Genomic DNA, 2500 nt, shown 5'->3' with positions numbered 1-2500 from the left:
CATAAATTGAGAGCGCCTGGAATGACAATGAACCGCATTCCTTTGATGGTTTGGGCGCTTTATGCGACTTCCATCATTCAGGTTTTGGCAACTCCTGTTCTTGCCATCACTCTTCTTCTGCTTGTCGCGGAAAGAACGTTGGGTGTAGGAATTTTTGATCCAACACTTGGAGGGGATCCGGTTCTCTTTCAGCATTTCTTTTGGTTCTACTCTCATCCGGCGGTTTATATCATGATTCTTCCTGCGATGGGTGTGATTTCTGAGCTTGTGGCTACGTTCTCCAAAAAGGTAATTTTCGGATATACTGCGATTGCATATTCATCTCTTGCGATTGCGGCAGTCTCTTTTTTGGTTTGGGGACACCATATGTTTGTATCGGGCCAGTCCGAGTTCGCGGGAGTTCTATTTTCCTTTATCACGATGCTTGTGGGAGTTCCCACTGCAATCAAACTATTCAACTGGATTTCTACAATGTATAGGGGCTCAGTTCGTTTGGATGCTCCTATGCTCTTTGCGATCGGATTTATGTTCCTTTTTACGATTGGTGGTTTGACGGGAGTATTTCTTGCTTCTACCGGTATGGATGTTCATTTTCACGATACTTATTTCGTGGTGGCTCACTTTCACTATGTGATGGTGGGAGGAACTTTGATGGCTGTAATGGGGGCTCTAATTTATTGGTTCCCGAAAGTAACGGGTAAAATGACTTCCGATTTTTTAGGAAGAATTTCCTGGGTATTTATTTTTACCGGATTTAACGTAACTTTCTTTCCCCAATTTATCTTAGGATCTATGGGAATGCCTAGAAGATACTATGATTATCTTCCTGAATTTACGAGCCTGAATCAAATTTCCACAGTGGGATCCTGGTTGATTGGAACCGGATTTTTAATCGGTTTGATTGCCGTAATTCACGGCTTAATTGCAGGAAAAACTGCCGGAAACAATCCTTGGGGAGGGAAAACACTTGAGTGGACAATTCCGTCTCCCCCGACGCACGAAAATTTTGAAAAAACTCCAGTAATTACGGGGGGACCTTATGAGTACCGCTAAACACGCGGAATTTCACCATGCTCACCACTTTGATAGTGCTGAGCATCAATACGACGCTTCTAAACAAGGAATCTGGTTGTTCCTTGTTACGGAGATTCTAATGTTCGGCGCTCTTTTTGTGGGTTATACCATCTATCATTCTTTGCATCCGGAAATTTTCCATGCTGGAAGTCATCATTTATCTGTTCCGATGGGGGCTTTTAATACAGTTGTACTTCTATTTAGTTCGTTTACGATGGCCCTTGGGATTCATTATGTTCAAGTGGGTAAAAAGAAAGAAGCTATAATTGCACTTGCCGTTACTGTCTTATGCGCACTTACGTTTATGGTCGTGAAGTATTTCGAATATTCTGCGAAAATCCATCACGGACTTTTGCCGGGAAAATTCTTTACGAACACTGAAATGGTCGATATCAAAAACGCGGCTATGTTTTTCGGTTTTTACTTTGTGATGACCGGGATTCACGGATCTCACGTATTGATTGGAGCCGGGCTTATTATTTGGGTGATGATTAAGGTAATTAAAGGGGAAGTAAATTCCTCTTATTACACACCTGTGGAAGGGGTAGGCCTTTTCTGGCACGTAGTCGACTTGATCTGGATTTATCTTTTTCCACTTCTTTATTTGGTTGGATAAAAGTTTCCACGTTTCGAAAAAAGATTTTTTAAAATAAAAACCCCAGTGCTAAATTAATGCCGGGGTTTTTTATTTTTAGATAGGCATTTTTATAAAATTTCTCGGTTCAAAAAAAGTAAAATACAGATTGAATTTTTAGAGAAACAATAAATTCAGAATTTTTTTATTGGTTCCGAAAAATTTTAAATCATTTAATTTAACGTGAGTTCGACGGTTGAAAGTTTGGGCGAATAAGAAATTAAAGTGTTACTCTCTAACATAACCCCACCCCACCAAATACTTGGATCCGAAGATAAATCTGTCGGAATTACGACAAATCCTCTGTGAAACTTGCGCCTCTCCCTAATTTTGGGTGGTGGGGCGGAAAGACTCGGGAGATTTTTCTCTATCAGAAAATCATACTTCTTGCAAGTAAAAAGCCTCATTCTTGTCGGAACACTTGAAAAATATCAGTTTTTGATTCTTATTATCCCAAAAGCCTTCTTAACTTGTGGGGTTGGTTACGCCTCTCTACGGATCGCAACATAATAATCGCTTTCTCATTTGCTTGCGCCGAACTCACGTTAATTAAATACATTGTGACATAATTTTCTTACAATCGTGAAAACTGATAAAATAATAATTATAATGATTGTACGGATAAAGGGATATGTATAATGGGTAAAAAAAAAATAGCCCTTTAAAAAGGGCTGAGAGTTTGAGCATTCGTTCAGAATGTTTATCTGCCATTACTGCTTAGTGATAGAAAGGTCAGAGTCTTCCTAAGTAGTAATGGATTGATCTTTTAGGCTTCTTCTTGAATCCGATTGA

The 2500-nt window shown here is 39.6% G+C and carries 2 protein-coding genes (1 of these 2 running past the window's edge); both read left to right on the top strand.

Features of this window, described 5'->3' with window-relative positions:
• Positions 1-1053: the 3' portion of a cytochrome c oxidase subunit I gene (gene ctaD / locus FHG67_RS18270; protein ID WP_004497098.1), read on the top strand. 552 nt of this gene lie to the left of the window's left edge; 1053 of the gene's 1605 nt are visible here — the last part of the coding sequence; its start codon lies off the left edge, out of view; the stop codon is at positions 1051-1053.
• Complete coding sequence (locus tag FHG67_RS18265; RefSeq protein WP_080597154.1) at positions 1040-1690, top strand: cytochrome c oxidase subunit 3 family protein; 651 nt, start codon at positions 1040-1042, stop codon at positions 1688-1690. Before ctaD ends, FHG67_RS18265 begins: the two co-directional genes overlap by 14 nt.
• The last annotated feature ends 810 nt before the right edge of the window (positions 1691-2500 follow it).

The sequence above is a fragment of the Leptospira weilii genome (assembly GCF_006874765.1).
Lineage (GTDB): Bacteria > Spirochaetota > Leptospiria > Leptospirales > Leptospiraceae > Leptospira > Leptospira weilii.
Note: the sequence above shows the minus strand (reverse complement) of the source record. Positions and strands in the feature narration are given on the sequence as shown.